Here is a 17,013-nt window from a genome sequence, read left to right as displayed (position 1 = left end):
CTGTTAATTATTAATGATTAAATCGTAATGACGGGGGGTATAAAGCCATTGTTGATCGCCCTGTTTAACTAGGCGAGTTTGACTTGAGCCGATTAAAATTAGGGTGCGCATATCCCCATCGGATACCCTTAAATCAATTAAAGATTTAATGATAATTTTTTGTCCTGATCTACCTAAATTTTTGGCTAAAACGATTGGTGTTTCTGGTTTTCGCCATTTTAATAAAATTGCTTTCGCTTCTTCTAGTTGCCAAGTTCTTTCTTTTGAAACGGGGTTATAAAAGGCGATCGCCAAATCCGCTTGAGCGGCCAAATTAATGCGATCGCAGATCACTTCCCAAGGCTTAAGAATATTAGAAAGAGAAATCACACAAAAATCATGACCTAAAGGCGCACCCACTAAGGCGGCCGCCCCCTGCATGGCTGAGATCCCCGGACAAACTTTAATTTCCACTTCCTGCCATTTTGGATCGGCTTGATGATCTAAAACTTCAAACACGGCGGCCGCCATGCCATAAATACCCGCATCGCCAGAGGAAACAATCACGACTGATTTCCCCTCTTTAGCCAGATTTAAAGCATTTTCAGCCCTGATCAATTCTACTCGATTATCGGACTCATGACGAGTAATCTGAGGGTTTCTGAGGTGTTCCACTAAATCTAAATAGGTTTTATAGCCTACCCAGTCGGTAGCATGGAGTAATTCTTGATAAACTTGGGGTGACATCCATTCACGACTACCTGGCCCGATCCCCACAATGGTTAACTTTCCGGTTTTTTCCCTTGTATCTTTTTGATAAATTAAACAATTAGTTGAGGGGATAAATTCTGATTGATCTTCTTCACAAATAACAATAGTTAACTCACCATCCTCGGTAAATTTTAATTGACTATTTTCTAACCAAGGAGCATTACCTCTTAATTTAACTGATTTACCGCTTAATAAATCAGCAATAAAGCCTTTAGCCTGATCATGATTAACTAAATGATAACCTTTAGGGGGGTTAAGTAAGGTTGTTTGAAAACGAATCTCTCCGCTAGTGGTGATGGCCGGATCAACCCGTAAGATCACACTGATTTGACGGGCGAGATCGTTAACCCCCTGTAAACCTCCCAAGAGGGGAACGACCGCACTACCATCCTCTGCGATCGCTATGAGGGGGGGTTCTTGCCATTTATTTTGTAATAAAGGGGCAACAGTGCGAATTAAAATGCCACTAGCACAAATACCAATAATGGGAGTGCCATTTATAAATAAATCCCTGACTAACTCGCCAAACTGGTCATAAGTGCGATCGGCCGACACAGTACGACTAGCCAAACCATAAATAATAGCAGAAGGTAAAGCCATTTGTACCTGTCGAGCAATCTTAATACTTGTTTCGTTTAAAATAATAATTGCAGATGATGTCATAATAGCCTTACCTATTTCCTATTACCTGACTTTTAATTAGGTAAAACCCCACCCTCAACCGCTTGACGATAAGGTTCAACTTCTTTGGTATAATCAATTGGTAAAACAGCACAAACATTCTGATGGGGGCGAGGAATGATCACCCATGTTTCTAAAGTAGCACCTTCAGTACGTTTAACTGCTTCAATTCCGGCGTCCATTGCCGTTTTAACTTCAGAAACAGCCCCTCTAATATTGACCGTAAATCTAGCACTTCCGGCTCTAATATAACCCACAAGGGTAACTCGTCCCGCTTTCACCATTGCATCAGCCGCCGCTAATACCCCCGGAAAACCTTTTGTTTCAATTGATCCAACCGCAGATTGTGCTGGCATAAACTTTCTCCTTTAATATTTAATCTAAATGTCTTCAATTTATCATTAATTGGCAATTTTTTAGAAACGGAAAGGAAGATCCTGATCTGAATATTCAATGGGTAACACCCCTACCACGTTATCCGGTGGATTAGGTACAATATAATGGGATACCACTTCACCACCGAAGGTATTATTGGCCGCTTCGATGCCCTTAGTCATGGCTAGTTGGACTTCAGAGTTAGGGCCTCTGATCACCACCATAAACTCAGCCCTTTCCGCCAAACCATAATAAACAAGAGTAACTTTCCCACCTTTGACCATCGCATCGGCGGCGGCTAAGACGGCGGGAAAACCTACAGTTTGAATCACTCCTACTGCGTTTTGCATTGTTGATTTCCATACTTAAAATAATTTGAGTCAATCTTACCATTAATTGTCACCATTCTATGATCATGGTTTTAAGGTCATTTCCTCTCATACTACGGGTGTAGGAGGCTCAAGTCTCGAACCTCCTAAGCCCCCTCATCTAGTGATTATTGATTAATTCCTTGATCACCATTGGCGTTAACATTTCTACATTTTCTAAAACCACACAAGCCCCCACACTTTTTAAAAGATTGGCATAATTTTCCTTCAGACTTTGATCCTTTAAAACATGGGGCGGTAAAATGCCAACACCGATCCATAAACGATCAGGCTCTTTTTCTTTGGCCTGATTAACAGTATAAAGATCCGCCACCGTATCCCCCGCATAAATAACGGGAATTTTGTGATCACAATTAAGTTGATTCATCACCATAAATAAACCTGTGGGATCTGGCTTTTCTGGTGCGTCTTCCATGGCCACTAAAACAGGATTTTCTAAACCGATTCTTTTTTTCAAAATAAAATCCGCCGATCCTTGAGTCGCACCACTGAAAAAACCCCATTCAAAGTTATGATCCGTTAACATTTCAAAATAATTTTTAGTCGCTAACACAGGCTCACTGAGAATATAGCCATTAAAATTAACCGGATCCGTACCACGATAACGAGTTTGAAAAAATTTAACGATTTGTTCGTAATTTAAGTTAAGATTTTGACGAGTTTGGCCTTGTTGTTCAAAATAACGATAGGTTAATTCTTCTGACGCTTTCCAATCATTATTCCATTTTCCCTCTGATTTAATTTGATCAATATCGGTCATGGTAGGGCGATAAGCTTGATTGGTAAAATGTTCAACCGTATCGGCAAGCGCTCGGCGGTAGGATTGACTCACATCTCGGATCACCCCGTCAATATCAAAAACAATCGTTGCTAAATTTGTCATAGGTTATTCATTCTGGAAAATTACAAGATAGGTTACAATTAAGAGTTGTCAATTTTACATTTTATTAAATTATATTTGGAGGCTTAATTGTCAAGATTTTTATTAAAAGTTCTCTGGTTAGATAAAGACGTTGCGATCGCCGTTGATCAAGTTGTAGGAAAAGGAACAAGTCCTTTAACAGCTTATTTCTTTTGGCCTCGTAACGATGCGTGGCAACAATTAAAAGATGAAATGGATGCCAAACATTGGATCGCCGAGTCAGAAAAAATTGAAGTTCTCAACAAAGCAACAGAAGTAATTAACTTCTGGCAAGAACATGGAAAAACCACCTCTTTCGCTAGAGCGCAAGAAAAATTCCCTGACGTTGTATTCGCTGGTAGCAACTAATTTTAGTTACCAAAAACGATCTAAGCTTGTCCTGCAACGTCTGAGACAAGCTTAATTTTTTAGTTGTCAACTAATCAAGATTTTCTAATTCCCAACGAATTTGTTGAAGTTGAGTTTCTATTTTAATCTTCAGATCCGCAAAATTTGATTCTAAATTAATCTTTTCTTCAAAATTAAACCATTGATTTTGATCTTTATTTTCTAATTTTTGGAAAGCGATTTCAACCTGATCTAAAGGCCTTTTAGATAATAAACTATTTTGGGTTTCTAATTGCCATACCCGCTCCTCCATTTGCTCTAAAGCCCTAGATGAATGACCTTGTTTTAATTCAATTTTTAAAGCCTCAATTTCTTGAAATGTTAAAGCATTTTTATGTTGAGCTAATAACATTTCTTTTTTTCTTTTTAATTGATTATTTTTCAGTTCAAGATTACTTAAATCAACTTTTAATTTTTCAATCACATCTTTTTGTTGATTAATTTGTTTTTGTAAATTCTGAGCTATTTCTAAATCATATCTACAACGACTTAAGGCCAATTGTGCTAACTCTGAATTGTGTTGATTTAAAGCTAAATTAACTCGATGATACCAACTTTGAGCATCCTCTTGATATTGATTATAATGGCGTTCAGTCCGTTTTAAAGAAGCGATCGCTCCAGCAATGGCACTACGAATTAAAATTAACTCCTGTTGCATTTTAAAAAAAGAATTTTCTAATAATATTTCCGTATCTTCATTATTTTGATGCCAATTAGTTAAACTCGATCGTAAAAAATGCCAAAAAGTTTGTAATTTATTCATTTTCAGCTATCAATAATTATTTTTACTAAAAAAATTATAATAAAAATGATCAAAAATTAAATTTTGATTTAAAATTACCACAGAAATCAAAATAATTAACAAAAAATTCTATGGAAAATCAATTAGATTATTATACTCAATCTTCATTCAATTCATCCCTTGAATCATTAGAAAAATCACTTGAATCAATAGAAAAAGATGATTTAATCATTATAGACCTAGATGAAACTTTATTATTAAGAAATTCTACGGCCGAATATCTTAATCAAATTCAACCAAGATTGATCGGAGCAATTTTATATTTTTTACTTTCCTATCTTAAACCTTGGAATTTGTTACCCAAACCATATCAAGGAAAAATCTCAGAAGATTGGTTAAGAATCATAATTTTAACTTTAATTTTACCTTGGAATTTATGGTTATGGCAAGATCGAGCTAAACAATTAGCGATTAATTTTATCAATCAAGAATTAGCAGATTTACTTAAACAAAAGTCAAATCATAAAATTATTGTGGCCACTTTAGGATTTAATTTAATAGTTAATCCCATCATTAAACATCTTAATTTAAAAATTGATCAGGTTATTTCCTGCGATTTTTGGCAAGGCTTTAAAGATCGTCAAAGAGGAAAATATAAATTAGTACAGAAATACTTAACTAAAAATCAATTAAAAAATACTCTTTATATTACAGATAATGATAACAATGACGTTCAAATTTTAGCTACCGTAAAATCACTCCATTTAATTACTTTTGAAAATGCAGTTTATACCCATCCTCTAAGTAATATTTATTTGCCATTTTACTACATGGAAAAAGTTAAAAGACCTAATCAAAAATATGTTTTAACACATATTTTATTGGGAGACTTACCCATTATTTTAATTTCTTTTAGTTGGCTAAGTAATCAGCCAATTTTCCATAGTTTAAGTATGATCTTATTAACCTTATCTTTTTGGTGCATTTATGAAATTGGTTATTATGAAAATGATTTAATGGGAGAGCTTTATGAAGAAAAACCAATTTTATCAGAAGCCTATCAAAAATTTAAAAATCAAATTCAATTTGGAATAGCACCTTGGTTATTTTCTTTCTTCTTTGCATTTTTAGGGATTGTTATTTTAGAAAAAACCAAGATAAATTTACCTTTTGAGCAAATTTTAAACCTATTTAATGAGCAAAAATTAATTAATAATTTATTGATTGGTTTAGCCTCTTGGGGTGGATTTTTACTGTTAACAAGATTAATTTTTTGGATTTATAATCGAGTAGAAGTAGGAATAAGAATCGGAATTTATCCAATTTTACAAATGTTAAGATTATTTGGATTTAGTTTAATTACTATTACTAATTTTACTGGAGCAATTTTCCTAACCTCTCACTTAATAGGTAATCAATGGACACCTTATTTAGTATATAGATATGGTGGGAAAAGAGACATTATTTCTTCTCGATTGATCTGCTTATTTATTTTTGTCCTTTTAGCTTTAACCTTATTAATTGCTACTAGAAATTTAACAGTTTTTAATCCTATATTTCAATTTTTAATTGCATTAGGTTTTTTGACTTTTCGCAGTAGTAAAAATTTGATCAAAATCATCAATAATTTAAAAAGAAATAAAGCTTAAAAGATTAATTTTTTACCATTCTCACCATAAGTCTACCATAAAACGCCAAGAGACCCGTCCAAGGGGACAGGTCAAGGAATAAACAAGTGATTAATTTGGACTCCTGAAAAAATTGGTAAAACAAAAAATAGAATAAATTAGTTAAACAAAACGATCTCAACATTTTCCGGTTTTTTAATTATTAACAGGCCAACTCAGGCACTGATTATATTGAAAGGTTTATCTAGTAAAGAAAATATTGAGTGGACTTCGAGCCGATGGCACAAACTCTAATCCCTTCCTCTTTGGGAGTTCTTGTTTCTCCCCTGTGCCTTGATTTTTAATATAATCTTTTTTTTGCCCAATGGATCAATTTTGTTACAAAACTTTATATTTTGATCGGTTGACAGTTGACAATGGACAATTAACAATTAAAATTAATCAAAAATTATTATCTCTAACCTAAATTTTTAATGAATAATCAGATTTTAGTATTAATTGACGGACATTCCCTCGCTTTTAGGGCTTATTATGCTTTTATTAAAAATCCCCTACGCACTAGCCAAGGTATTCCTACTAGCGTTTGTTTTGGTTTTTTAAACTCTTTATTTGGGGTAATTAATGCTTATCAGCCCACAGCGATCGCCATTGCTTTTGATACTTCTGAGCCAACTTTTAGACATGAATCTGATCTTAATTATAAAGCCAATCGAAAAGAAACTCCTGAAGATTTTATCATTGATTTAGTCAATCTTCAAGTATTATTAAAAGCTTTTAATTTACCTGTTATTACCTATAGTGGATATGAAGCTGATGACATTTTAGGAACTTTGGCAATTGAAGGTAGTAAAGCCGGATATAATGTTAAAATTGTAAGCGGAGATCGAGATCTATTTCAGTTAGTGAATGAACAACAAAATATAGAAGTTTTATACCTAGATAAAAATGCAGTTAAAAGTACAACAAAATTAGGTATTACTGAATTTAATCCTGCTAAAGTTGAAGAAAGTTTAGGAATTAAACCACAACAAGTAGTTGATTATAAAGCCTTATGTGGTGATAAATCTGATAATATTCCCGGAGTGTTGGGTATAGGGGAAAAAACCGCAGTGAAGTTATTACAAGAATATGAAAGTTTAGAAAATATTTATCAAAATCTTGCTAATATTAAGGGTGCAATTAATAAGAAATTAGAAGCAGGGAAAGATAATGCTTTACATTCCCAAATGTTAGCCAAAATTATCACGGATATTCCCTTACAAATTGATGTTAAAAATTTAGAATTACAAGGGTTTAATTTAGAACAAATTAGACCAGTTTTAGGAGAATTAGAATTAAATAAATTTTTAAAAGAAATTGAAAAATTACAACAAAAATTAGGGGGAGAATCGGTTAAAATTGAAGAAGAAATTTTATTAGTTGAAAGTAAAACTAATTTAGAGGGTAATACCCAATTATCCCTATTTAATTCCATTAATAATAATCAGGAAACTTTAGCTGAAATTAGGCAAAATATCCCCATTAAACCAACTATTATTGATACAGTTGAAAAATTAGATCAATTAGTCAGTAATCTTAAAACATTGACTAATATTAATATTGCTTGGGATACGGAAACAACCGCTTTAGAGCCTAAAGATGCAAAATTAGTTGGAATTGGTTGTTGTTGGGGTAAAAATATCACCGATATGGCCTATCTTCCCCTTTATCATACATCAGGAACTTGTTTAAAACAAGAGGAAGTTTTAACAAAATTAGCCCCCATTTTAGAAAGTGAAAATTATCCTAAAGTTTTTCAAAATGCTAAATTTGATCGCCTAGTTTTTCTCAATCAAGGTATTAATTTAAAAGGCGTAGTTTTTGATACAATGTTAGCTAGTTATTTACTTAATCCTGAAGGAAAACATAATTTAACCGATTTATGTTATCAATATTTAGATAATATGATAGCCTTAAGTTATAAAGATTTAGCGATTCCTAAAGGTCAAACTATTGCTAATTTAGATATTAATATTGTGGCTAATTATTGTGGCATGGATGTTTATACAACCTTCCTCTTAGCGGAAAAATTACAAGCCAAAATTAAGGAAATTCCCACTTTAGAAAAACTATTATTAGAAGTTGAACAACCTTTAGAACCTATTTTAGCAAAAATTGAAGATTTAGGTATTACCATTAATACTAATTATCTTCAACAATTATCCCAACAATTAGAATTAGAATTAAAAGAAATTGAAACAAAAACCTATCAAGATGCGGGAGAAAAATTTAACCTTGCTTCCCCTCGTCAACTAGGGGAAATTTTGTTTGAAAAATTAGGTTTAAATAAGAAAAAAACTAAGAAAACTAAAACAGGTTATTCGACAAATCATGCTATTTTAGAAAAGTTACAAGGAGATCATCCCATTATTGATCATATCTTAGAATATCGTACCCTTGCTAAATTAAAATCAACCTATATTGATGCTTTACCTTTGTTAGTGAGGAAAGATACAAATAGAGTTCATACTAACTTTAATCAAACCATTACAACCACTGGTAGACTATCATCTAGCGATCCAAATTTACAAAATATTCCCATCCGCACCGAATTTTCAAGACAGATCAGAAAAGCCTTTATTCCAAGGGAAAATTGGTTATTAGTATCGGCCGATTATTCCCAAATTGAATTAAGAATTTTAACCCATTTAAGTCAAGAACCTGTGTTATTAGATGCTTATTATCATAACCTAGATGTGCATAAAGTAACCGCCCAATTATTATTTGAAAAAGATGACATTACATCAGAAGAAAGACGTTTAGGTAAAATTATTAATTTTGGGGTAATTTATGGCATGGGAGCGCAAAAATTTGCTAAAGAAGCGGGTGTTTCGGTGCAAGAAGGGAAGGAATTTATTGAAAAATATCGCTCCCGTTATGCCAATATTTTTGAATATTTAGAAACCGTTAAAAAATCGGCTATTGCTAATGGTTATGTAGAAACAATTTTAGGCAGAAGACGTTATCTTAATTTTGAAAGTGAGGCGGTTAAATTATTAAGAAATAAGCCCATTTCTGACATTAATTTAGATAGTATTAAAGATAATTACAATGATATTCAACTATTAAGGGGGGCGGCCAACGCACCCATTCAAGGATCAAGTGCTGATATAATTAAAATAGCCATGATTAAAATTGATCAAATATTACAAGATTTTCAAGCTAAATTATTATTACAAGTTCATGATGAATTAGTTTTTGAAATGCCCGTTGAAGAATGGGAAATTTTGCAAGTAAAAATCAAAGAAACGATGGAAAATGCGGTTAATTTATCTATTCCTTTAGTAGTAGATATTCATGCCGGAAATAATTGGATGGAGGCAAAATAATACTCAATTTTTTCCAGATTATCATAATATTTGTAGAGACGAAAGAGCCTACGTCTCTACAAAATTTAATCAATAAATTCAATTAATTGTTATCATTGTTAATTGGTAATTTTTTGTTATTTTCAGATTTTAACTGAAAATAAGATGCTAATAATTGGCCTACCATTGGGCCGGCCACTTTACCACCACCACCACCGGAATGTTCCACAAAGGCCACCACCACGATCTCCGGTTTATCATAGGGGGCAAAACCGCCAAACCAAGCATGGGAAGGACGGGGTGGGGCTTCGGCTGTACCACTTTTTCCGGCTACGGGGGGAACTCCCGGAAACTGAGCTTTTGTCCCTGTACCTGCGGAAACAACCGCTCTTAATCCTTTGTTAATAGTCTTTAATGTTTCCGGTTTAATATTTAAAGATTGACGATATTTTGAGTTATCACTACCTTTTAAAAGATGGGGAGTGATTTTATAACCGCCATTGGCCGGAACTGCAAACATAATGGCCACTTGTAAGGTACTCGCTTGGGTAAAACCTTGACCAATGGACATATTGATGGTATCACCCACACTCCAATCTAAATTATAATTTTCTTTTTTCCATTCGGGATCGGCGATCAAGCCGGCCGTATCTTCATAGAGTTCAATGCCCGTTTTTGAGCCAAAACCATAACGCCTTGACCAATCGATCAAGTTCTCACCACCTATTCCTCGGCCGATCTGGCCGAAAAAGGTATTACTACTCCATTGTAAAGCCCCAACATAACCTTGAGTCCCAAAACCCGCTTTATTCCATTCATAAAAACGCACTCCGGCCGCACTTAAATAGGGAAATGTACCAAGATAGGTATTGGGGGGATATTTGCCCGTTTCCATTCCGGCGGTAGCTGTGACAACTTTAAAGGTAGAGGCGGGGGGAAAACCTTGTAAAGCACGGTTAACAAAGGGATTTCCATAACTATTAATGCGATCCCATGTGGCTTGACTAATGCGCCCTGAAAAAATGTTTGGATCAAAAGTCGGACTACTGGCAAGGGCTAAAACCTCGCCATTTTGGGGGTTAATGGCCACAATACCTGCTTTTCTTTTACCCCCTAAGATTTTTTCGGCGGCCTTTTGCAACTCAAGATCAATGGTTAAAGTTAAGTCTTGTCCGGCTTGGGGGGGTTTTTCTTCTAAGAGGCGCACAATTTTCCCTTTTCCATTAACTTCCACTTGTTGAGCGCCCCAGTTTCCTCTCAATTCCTTTTCAAAATAGCTTTCCACCCCCATTTTCCCGATCACATCCCCTAAACGATAACCTTCCCCTTTGCGTTTTTTCAATTCTTCTTCATTAATTTCTCCCGTATAACCTAAAATATGGGAGGCTAATTCTCCATTGGGATAGTCTCTTGTGGGTTCAATATATAATTCCACCCATTCTAAGTCACTACGATATTCTTCTAAAGCAGTAATTTGGCCAGGGGTTAAATTTCTGGCTAAACGGATAATATTAGGAGAATCTTCTCTTGCTTTTCTGACTAATTTTTCTAATTCTTCTGCATTAATCCCTAAAATTGAAGATAATCGTTTTTTAGTTTGATTCCAGTTCGGTTGACTTTGGGCAAAAGGCCAAATATAAACGGAATAGGAAAGGTGACTGGTGGCTAAAATTTTTCCGTTGCGATCGAAAATATTACCCCTAACTGGCTTTTTCGGAATGGGACGGATTCGATTATCATTGGCTAATTGAAGATATTTTTGACCATTCATTACCTGTATATAAAAAAGTCGACCTCCAATACCACCCACAAAAAACAGGGTTACAAGAAACATAATTACAAATGATTGATGTTGTTGCCCTACGGTACGATTATTTCTACTAGATTTTGAGTCGCTAAGAAAAGGGAAAAAAGCCATAAAGTCAGAAAAACTTAAAATTAATAATTAATAATTATTTTAATCTTAATCATCTATTGTCTATCTTTAGTTATCAATTGTCAATTGTTAAAATTTTGGTCGAAGTTAAGTAATAATTAATCACCAATAAATAATAACTAATAAGTGTAAGAATTGATGGAAACAATATTATAATTAACAATTAGTTGAACTTGTGTCCATCGAACTATTCCCACTTGTGCAAAAACAACAGCCAAAACTAGAAAATAATCAAGCAAGAGAAATTAGGATTTTATTACCAATTAATGGCCAATAATGGTTTAAAATCAATCTAAATCACTCAACTACAGGCTAAAGAAGGTGAATTTTGACTAACGAGACACCTATTCAAACTATTTCCAGAAGTGAACTGCGTCAACTGGTGCGCACCCAATTACAATTGCTTTTAGAAAAAAACAATTTAGAGGGTGCGAAAGCCTTATTAGTTCCCGTTCAACCTGTTGATATTGCAGAAGCGATCGGGGATCTACCTGAAGCCATGCAGTTAATGACTTTTCGCCTTTTATCCAAAGCCGAGGCGATCGAGGTTTATGAATATTTAGATTCTAGCGTTCAACAGGCCTTAATTGAAGATTTTAAACGTCAGGAAGTGATTGATATTGTGGATAAAATGTCTCCTGACGATCGCGCCAGATTATTTGATGAATTACCTGCTAAAGTTGTTAAACAATTATTATCAGAATTAAGCCCCAATGAACGCAAAGCCACCGCTTTATTATTGGGCTATGAGGAAGATACGGCCGGGCGGATCATGACTCCCGAATATATTTCCCTCAAAGAAACTTTAACTGTTAGTCAAACTTTAGAGAGGATCCGCAGTTTAGCCAATGCTTCAGAAGTGGTTTATTATTTATATGTTACCGATGAGTCTCGTCATTTAACGGGCATCGTCTCTTTAAGGGATTTAGTCATTTCCGCACCTGAAAAAACCCTCAGTGATATAATGACCACCGATGTGGTTTGTGTTTATACGGAAACCGATCAAGAGGAAGTGGCTAGAATGATTCAAAGATATGATTTATTGGCACTTCCCGTAGTCGATCGAGAGCAACGCTTAGTAGGAGTTGTTACCGTTGATGATGTAATTGATATTTTAGAAAAGGAAACCACTGAAGACATTTATGCTTTAGGGGGTTTACAGTCGGACGGTGATAATTATTTTCAGACTAACTTATTAACCGTTGCCCGTCAAAGGGTTGTTTGGTTATTTGTGTTATTAATTACCAACACGGTAACGGGTACAATTATTAGATCCCAAGAAAGTTTATTACAACAGGTGGTGGCTTTGGCCGCTTTTATTCCTTTGTTAACGGGTACGGGGGGAAACGTAGGGGCGCAGTCTTCTACGGTTGTTATTAGGGGCTTAAACACTGAAGAAATTAATGCTTTGGGGCCTGGCCAAGTTGTATTTCGAGAAGCTTTAGCCGGAATTTTATTAGGTTTAATTTTAGGCACGGTGGCAACGATCTGGGCTTATTGGCTACAGGGAAAATTGGCGGTGGCAGTGGCGGTGGGTATTAGTTTAACGGCTATTTCTTTGTTGGCTTCGGTGGCGGGATCGGCTTTACCCTTTTTGTTTCGCAGTATCGGCTTAGATCCGGCTTTAATGTCAGCCCCTTTTATCACCACGGCCGTTGATGTGTTAGGAGTGTTGATTTATTTTAATATTGCCCGTTTAATTTTAGGTTTATAATTTAATTTGTTATTGGTCATTTGTCAATTCTTAATTATCCATTATCCATTATCAATTATCCCTTAAAATGAATCGTTCTTATTGGTTAGAGTTCTCGGAAAATTTGGCTTTATTTTTAGTTGGACTAGGTGCAATTATAACTCTAGTTTCTGATAATTTATTGTTTGTTATTTTACCAATGATCGCTACCTTAATTTTAAATAAACTTAATCGAACCACTAAAGAAAGACAAATTTATCATAAAACTTTAGGTAAATTAGAGCATTTACAAAGTCAAGTTTGGGGTGAACTCCAATCTTTACAAGAATTTATCAAAAATTTACAGCAACATGATTTTAATGAACAAGTTATAGCAAAAAATTCCGTTGAAAATGATCAAGAAATTCCAGAAATATCAAGCTTAAATAGTGATATTAATACTTCTAATACTTCAAATAAGGATAGTCAATTATTAATTAAAGATTATGAACAATATATTTTATCATTAGAAGAATCCCTTAATCATGTTATTCAATATTTGAATCAAGCGGGAATTAATCAAAGATTTGAACAAATAGAAGAATATTATCAAAATTTAAGTAATGATCTGGCCTATTTAACTCGAAAATTAAATTATAACTTTGAATTAGTTAATCATAAAAATTCTCAGCCTTCTCAGTTATTATTATTTGGACAAAATACCCAGTCTCCAACTGTTAATTTAGCGGAAAAATTAGGCGAAAATTCTTTAATTAATTCTGAAGAAACACCCATAAAAATAACAGAAAAATCACCAACGCAAAGAGAACTAATTGTAAATAATAAACCTAATCAATGGCAAAAAATAACTGAGTTTTCCGCCCATGAAAATGGAATTACAGATTTAATTATTAGCCCAGATAACTATTTTATTGCTACCGTTAGTTTAGATCAAAATTTAAAAATTTGGGGCTTAAAAAATGGAGAATTATTACATTCTAATTTAGCCCATGAAAAAGGAATTTTAGTTATTGCTTCTGAGATTAAAAATTCAGATCAAGCCGGAATGTTTCGTTATATATTAGCGACAGGTGGTTTTGATTATAAAATTAAAGTTTGGGAATTTTCAACCGATCAAATAGAAAGTTTTAATCTCAGTTTAGAGCAAACTTTAAACGGACATTTAGGCTCAATTCGGGCTTTAAAATTTAGTCCTGATGGTAAACTTTTAATTAGTGGAAGTTATGATAAAACTATTAAACAATGGTCAATTAATGACGGTAATTTAATTCAAAATTCCTTTGATAATTTAAGTTCTATTCAAAGTATTGCCCTCAGTTATGATGGTCAAATTATTGCCAGTGGTGGGGAAGGTGGTAAAATCTATTTTTGGGAAGCTCAAACAGGTGTCAAAAGGGGGTCTTTAAGTGGTAATAATCAAGCAGTAAAAGCCCTTGAATTTAGTGGTGATGGTCAATTATTAGTGGCGGGATGTAACGATGGTAGTATTAAATTGTGGCGTTTAGAACCAAAAATTTTTCGAGATGGTTTTCAAGCTGAACCTACTACTATTTTAACTGAACATTTTGGCGAAATTAAAGATGTAATTTTTTCTCCCTGTGGTCAATTTTTAATCAGCGCAGATATTTATGGGACTATTTTAATTTGGTCAATTGAAAAAGGTGAAATTATCGAAACTTTAAATCTTACTCAAATTCAAGAGGGCGAACAAATACGCTTATTATCTTTAAGTTTAAGTAAAGATGGTCAATTTTTAGTAGCAGGAGATGGCAAAGGTTATTTAACAATTTGGCAAAATAATTAGGGATAACGAAATGAGAAATTAGCCTCAATTTTGTTATTTTTAAAAACCAATTGCGATCTGTTTTTATTAACATCGGAATTGCTATGATCTATGCCTTAAAATTGTTAATAATTTTTCAAATTCTGGAGGTAAAGGCGCGATCGCCTGTAAAATTTCCCCCGTTACCGGATGGGTTAAAGTTAAGCGCCATGCGTGTAATACCTGCCCTGATAAATTAATTTTTAAATTTTTACCCCCAGAATAAAGGGGATCCCCCACGATCGGATGTCCCATAAAACTACTGTGAACCCTGATCTGATGGGTTCGCCCCGTTTCTAATTGAAAATGAATTAAAGTATAATTACCTAATCTTTCCTTAATTGTCCAATGGGTAACGGCTTTTCTCCCCCCTACCGGGATCACCGCCATTTTTTTGCGATCGCTCGGATGTCTGCCAATCGGTTGATCGATCGTTCCTGTTTCCGTTTTTGGATTGCCGTAAACCAGCCCTAAATATTCACGTTGAGCGGTTTTTGCCTTAATTTGAGCCTGTAAAGATTGATGGGCTAAATCGGTTTTTGCCACCACTAACACCCCCGTAGTATCCTTATCTAAACGGTGGACAATGCCTGGGCGCTCCACACCGCCAATTCCCGCTAGGCGATCGCAATGATATAATAAAGCATTAACTAAAGTACCCCCCTCATGTCCGGCGGAAGGATGAACTACCAAACCCGCAGGTTTATTAATTAAAATTAACTGATCATCCTCATATAAAATATCAAGATTAATATTTTCAGGCTCTAAATCTAAAGGTTGAGGAGGGGGAATTTCGATTTTGAGTTGATCACCCAATTGAAGTTTTCTTTTTTTCTGTAGACAAATTTGTTGATTAACTGTAACATAACCTTGTTCAATCAGCTTTTGTAGTTGAGATCTGGAAATTTCTGCCAATTGTTGAGCAAGATAAAGATCTAAACGTTCGCATTTTTGATTAACAATGAGATTAATCTTTTCAATAGTCATTTTTTTATCACAAATCACAATTTCAACCCTTGACAATTACCTTTACTTAAAAGTAAAGGATTTTAAACTTTGTTAATTAATTGTTAATTGTTAATTGTCAATTGTCAACCAATTAAGATAAAATTATTGTATTTCATTACTCAGATTTTATTATTCATCTTTAATGAACATAAACTTATGAATGATCCAACTCTAAATCAAGACATTTTAAACAATTTTTCCCGACTAGATGATATGGTCAACAAATTAAGTTTAAATCAAATCCAAAAACATTTATTTTTATGTGCGGATCAAACAAAACCGTTATGTTGTTCTCAAGAAATTGGTTTAGAATCATGGAATTATCTCAAAAAACGCTTAAAAGAATTAGGATTAGATACCCCCCATTCTAACACAAATCCTTATATTTTTCGCACAAAAGCTAATTGTTTAAGAATTTGTCAAGCCGGCCCTATTTTATTAGTTTATCCCGATGGAGTTTGGTATCATAGTGCGACTCCCGAAGTAATAGAAAGAGTGATTCAAGAGCATTTACTTAATAATAAAATTGTGGAAGAATACGTTATTTCAGTAAAAAGTGACCGGTAATCAGTGATTAAAAAACAATAACAAATAATCAATTTATATGAACATTAATCAATATTTAGATCAATCTAAACAAGTATTATTAGTAGATGATGATCCCAATCTAATTTTATTAGTTCAAGATTATCTTGAATTTCAAGGTTATAAAGTTAAAACAGCTAATAATGGCAAAGAAGCTTTAATCGTTTTAGAACAATTTATTCCCGATGTGATTATCTGTGATGTAATGATGCCAGAAATGGATGGTTATACTTTAATTGAACATCTAAGAAATAACTATAATTTTAATTGGATTCCGATTATTTTTCTCTCGGCAAAAGGGAGAACTGAAGATCGGATTAAAGGCTTACAAAAAGGGGCAGATGTTTATTTAATTAAACCATTTGAGCCTGAAGAATTAGTGGCGCAAGTTGAATCTTCCTTAAAACAAATTAAACGTATTTTAGATCATAATAATCAAGGAAAAGAATCTCAAATTTCCGCATCAGTTCCCCCCAATATTGAATTAACACCAACGGAAATTAAAGTTGTACAATTAGTGGCCAAAGGGTTAGGAAATAGGGAGATAGCTAAACAATTAAAAGTTAGTCAAAGAACGATCGAAAGTCATGTTTCAAATATGTTAAATAAAACCCATTTACACAATCGCACAGAATTGGCTAGGTGGGTAATAGAAACGAATCGGGTTTAAAAAACAGATAGATTTTTTAATAAATATCTACCTGTTTTTAAAATTTTATTTAAGTGCTAGTAAATGTAAATTTAAGAA

The 17,013-nt window shown here is 33.9% G+C and carries 14 protein-coding genes; 7 read left to right on the top strand and 7 right to left on the bottom strand.

The annotated features are described in order from the left end of the window. Nucleotides 1-3: 3 nt before the first annotated feature. From cobJ to Anndu_RS02345, 4 genes are all read right to left on the bottom strand, one after another. Nucleotides 4-1,413: a precorrin-3B C(17)-methyltransferase gene (gene cobJ, locus Anndu_RS02360; RefSeq protein WP_464102827.1), complete on the bottom strand. Its 1,410-nt coding sequence runs from the start codon at nt 1,411-1,413 to the stop codon at nt 4-6. Between the two features lie 32 nt (nt 1,414-1,445). Further along, nucleotides 1,446-1,787 carry a carbon dioxide-concentrating mechanism protein CcmK gene (locus Anndu_RS02355; RefSeq protein ID WP_464102826.1) on the bottom strand — a complete coding sequence of 114 codons (342 nt, stop codon included), beginning with the start codon at nt 1,785-1,787 and terminating at the stop codon, nt 1,446-1,448. A 60-nt stretch (nt 1,788-1,847) separates the two neighbouring features. Continuing rightward, a complete protein-coding gene (locus Anndu_RS02350; protein ID WP_464102825.1) occupies nt 1,848-2,156 on the bottom strand; it encodes a carbon dioxide-concentrating mechanism protein CcmK in 309 nt (102 codons plus the stop codon). A gap of 139 nt (nt 2,157-2,295) precedes the next feature. Beyond that, nucleotides 2,296-3,078 carry a TIGR01548 family HAD-type hydrolase gene (locus Anndu_RS02345; RefSeq protein WP_464102824.1) on the bottom strand — a complete coding sequence of 261 codons (783 nt, stop codon included), beginning with the start codon at nt 3,076-3,078 and terminating at the stop codon, nt 2,296-2,298. 87 nt (nt 3,079-3,165) lie between these two features. Here Anndu_RS02345 and Anndu_RS02340 point away from each other — a divergent pair, with 87 nt between their 5' ends. Beyond that, the gene (locus tag Anndu_RS02340; RefSeq protein ID WP_464102823.1) at nt 3,166-3,465 is read left to right on the top strand and encodes a 30S ribosomal protein PSRP-3; all 300 of its coding nucleotides are present in this window, start codon (nt 3,166-3,168) and stop codon (nt 3,463-3,465) included. 70 nt (nt 3,466-3,535) lie between these two features. On the opposite strand, the gene Anndu_RS02335 is transcribed toward Anndu_RS02340, so the two are convergent. After that, nucleotides 3,536-4,267: a PspA/IM30 family protein gene (locus Anndu_RS02335; RefSeq protein WP_464102822.1), complete on the bottom strand. Its 732-nt coding sequence runs from the start codon at nt 4,265-4,267 to the stop codon at nt 3,536-3,538. 110 nt (nt 4,268-4,377) lie between these two features. Between Anndu_RS02335 and Anndu_RS02330 the strand changes: the two genes are divergently transcribed. Both Anndu_RS02330 and polA read left to right on the top strand, forming a co-directional pair. Beyond that, complete coding sequence (locus tag Anndu_RS02330; RefSeq protein ID WP_464102821.1) at nt 4,378-5,895, top strand: hypothetical protein; 1,518 nt, start codon at nt 4,378-4,380, stop codon at nt 5,893-5,895. A 452-nt stretch (nt 5,896-6,347) separates the two neighbouring features. Beyond that, the gene (polA, locus tag Anndu_RS02325; RefSeq protein WP_464102820.1) at nt 6,348-9,242 is read left to right on the top strand and encodes a DNA polymerase I; all 2,895 of its coding nucleotides are present in this window, start codon (nt 6,348-6,350) and stop codon (nt 9,240-9,242) included. Nucleotides 9,243-9,324: 82 nt separating this feature from the next. Here polA and mrdA read toward each other — a convergent pair whose 3' ends face one another. Further along, complete coding sequence (mrdA, locus tag Anndu_RS02320; protein ID WP_464102819.1) at nt 9,325-11,139, bottom strand: penicillin-binding protein 2; 1,815 nt, start codon at nt 11,137-11,139, stop codon at nt 9,325-9,327. A 343-nt stretch (nt 11,140-11,482) separates the two neighbouring features. Here mrdA and mgtE point away from each other — a divergent pair, with 343 nt between their 5' ends. Both mgtE and Anndu_RS02310 read left to right on the top strand, forming a co-directional pair. Then, nucleotides 11,483-12,871: a magnesium transporter gene (mgtE, locus tag Anndu_RS02315; RefSeq protein ID WP_464104023.1), complete on the top strand. Its 1,389-nt coding sequence runs from the start codon at nt 11,483-11,485 to the stop codon at nt 12,869-12,871. A gap of 67 nt (nt 12,872-12,938) precedes the next feature. Next, nucleotides 12,939-14,654, top strand: a complete 1,716-nt coding sequence (locus tag Anndu_RS02310; protein ID WP_464102818.1) for a WD40 repeat domain-containing protein — start codon at nt 12,939-12,941, stop codon at nt 14,652-14,654. An 81-nt stretch (nt 14,655-14,735) separates the two neighbouring features. Here Anndu_RS02310 and Anndu_RS02305 read toward each other — a convergent pair whose 3' ends face one another. After that, nucleotides 14,736-15,659 carry an RluA family pseudouridine synthase gene (locus tag Anndu_RS02305; protein WP_464102817.1) on the bottom strand — a complete coding sequence of 308 codons (924 nt, stop codon included), beginning with the start codon at nt 15,657-15,659 and terminating at the stop codon, nt 14,736-14,738. Nucleotides 15,660-15,836: 177 nt separating this feature from the next. Between Anndu_RS02305 and Anndu_RS02300 the strand changes: the two genes are divergently transcribed. Next, entirely contained in the window at nt 15,837-16,247 is a 411-nt protein-coding gene (locus tag Anndu_RS02300; RefSeq protein WP_464102816.1) for a (2Fe-2S) ferredoxin domain-containing protein, read from the top strand. A gap of 37 nt (nt 16,248-16,284) precedes the next feature. Further along, a complete protein-coding gene (locus Anndu_RS02295) occupies nt 16,285-16,935 on the top strand; it encodes a response regulator transcription factor (protein ID WP_464102815.1) in 651 nt (216 codons plus the stop codon). Nucleotides 16,936-17,013 lie beyond the last annotated feature (78 nt).

The sequence above is a fragment of the Annamia dubia NIES-4383 genome (assembly GCF_055394725.1).
This window is presented reverse-complemented; position numbering and strand designations above follow the sequence as displayed.

What these genes read in the sequence shown, in the direction of transcription:
- Anndu_RS02305 (WP_464102817.1), bottom strand. Translation starts at nt 15,659, where the DNA reads ATGACTATTGAAAAGATTAATCTCATTGTTAATCAAAAATGCGAACGT.
- Anndu_RS02310 (WP_464102818.1), top strand. Translation starts at nt 12,939, where the DNA reads ATGAATCGTTCTTATTGGTTAGAGTTCTCGGAAAATTTGGCTTTATTT.
- Anndu_RS02300 (WP_464102816.1), top strand. Translation starts at nt 15,837, where the DNA reads ATGAATGATCCAACTCTAAATCAAGACATTTTAAACAATTTTTCCCGA.
- Anndu_RS02330 (WP_464102821.1), top strand. Translation starts at nt 4,378, where the DNA reads ATGGAAAATCAATTAGATTATTATACTCAATCTTCATTCAATTCATCC.
- Anndu_RS02355 (WP_464102826.1), bottom strand. Translation starts at nt 1,787, where the DNA reads ATGCCAGCACAATCTGCGGTTGGATCAATTGAAACAAAAGGTTTTCCG.
- mrdA (WP_464102819.1), bottom strand. Translation starts at nt 11,139, where the DNA reads ATGGCTTTTTTCCCTTTTCTTAGCGACTCAAAATCTAGTAGAAATAAT.
- polA (WP_464102820.1), top strand. Translation starts at nt 6,348, where the DNA reads ATGAATAATCAGATTTTAGTATTAATTGACGGACATTCCCTCGCTTTT.
- cobJ (WP_464102827.1), bottom strand. Translation starts at nt 1,413, where the DNA reads ATGACATCATCTGCAATTATTATTTTAAACGAAACAAGTATTAAGATT.
- Anndu_RS02335 (WP_464102822.1), bottom strand. Translation starts at nt 4,267, where the DNA reads ATGAATAAATTACAAACTTTTTGGCATTTTTTACGATCGAGTTTAACT.
- Anndu_RS02295 (WP_464102815.1), top strand. Translation starts at nt 16,285, where the DNA reads ATGAACATTAATCAATATTTAGATCAATCTAAACAAGTATTATTAGTA.
- Anndu_RS02345 (WP_464102824.1), bottom strand. Translation starts at nt 3,078, where the DNA reads ATGACAAATTTAGCAACGATTGTTTTTGATATTGACGGGGTGATCCGA.
- Anndu_RS02350 (WP_464102825.1), bottom strand. Translation starts at nt 2,156, where the DNA reads ATGCAAAACGCAGTAGGAGTGATTCAAACTGTAGGTTTTCCCGCCGTC.